The organism is Mangrovihabitans endophyticus, assembly GCF_014646155.1.
GTDB lineage: Bacteria > Actinomycetota > Actinomycetes > Mycobacteriales > Micromonosporaceae > Actinoplanes > Actinoplanes endophyticus.
In genome coordinates this window covers 1-507 of the sequence record NZ_BMMX01000213.1, presented here as the reverse complement: position 1 = coordinate 507, position 507 = coordinate 1, and the positions used below count along the sequence as shown (strand labels likewise).

The following is a 507-nucleotide window of genomic DNA, read 5'->3' as shown; positions in this document are numbered from 1 at the left end:
CCGCTATATCCACCATATCCATTGCCCGTCAAAATTCATTGTAGAAGAATTAGAAAAATACAACTATGGAGGGAAAAAATACGCTATTTCTAACGGCTTTGATCCCATGTTTAGATTTGAACACCCGCAAAAAAGCCTTTTTGACACCACACCCTTTAAAATCGCTATGGTAGGGCGCTATTCTAATGAAAAAAATCAAAGCGTTTTAATCCAAGCGGTTGCTTTAAGCAAATACAAACAAGATATTGTATTGTTGCTCAAAGGCAAAGGGCCTGATGAGAAAAAAATCAAACTTTTAGCCCAAAAACTAGGCGTAAAAACGGAATTTGGGTTTGTCAATTCCAATGAATTGTTAGAGATTTTAAAAACTTGCACCCTTTATGCGCACACGGCCAATGTGGAAAGCGAAGCGATTGCGTGTTTAGAGGCTATTAGCGTGGGGATTGTGCCTATTATCGCCAATAGCCCTTTAAGCGCGACCAGGCAATTTGCACTAGATGAACGATC

General features: G+C 39.6%; 1 protein-coding gene. It reads left to right on the top strand.

Annotated elements, in window-relative coordinates; all coding sequences use genetic code 11:
* On the top strand, window positions 1–507 hold a 507-nt coding region (locus IEY73_RS34975; RefSeq protein WP_189083275.1), incomplete at both ends, for a glycosyltransferase.